General features: G+C 29.2%; 1 protein-coding gene. It reads right to left on the bottom strand.

What is annotated here, in order from left to right; all coding sequences use genetic code 11:
* Window positions 1-62: 62 nt before the first annotated feature.
* On the bottom strand, window positions 63-284 hold a 222-nt coding region (locus AOA59_RS33765; protein ID WP_371919107.1), incomplete at its 5' end, for a CBO0543 family protein.

Raw genomic sequence — 284 nt, 5'->3', positions numbered from 1 at the left:
GTTTTTAGTAGAGGAAGTACTATCCACTTTTAATTCTCCTTTTAATGTAGAGGTTACTTTCCTTACGACTGACTTCTATTCTCTTTAAAAAACCAGCGGTAATACAATCTAGATAAGAAATAAGTACACAAAATAGTTATAAAACTCCAGTACCATCTCCATTTAGGATATTTGATCAAATTTGTGTATTTTACAGCATAATACTCAAATCCAACGATAACCGATGTATGAAAACAATAGTAAATAATCTTAGTAATAAAGTTTCTTTTCTCTGGATAATGTAC

Source organism: Pseudomonas sp. 2822-15 (assembly GCF_002742515.1).
Taxonomy (GTDB): domain Bacteria; phylum Pseudomonadota; class Gammaproteobacteria; order Pseudomonadales; family Pseudomonadaceae; genus Aquipseudomonas; species Aquipseudomonas salomonii.
This window is presented reverse-complemented; position numbering and strand designations above follow the sequence as displayed.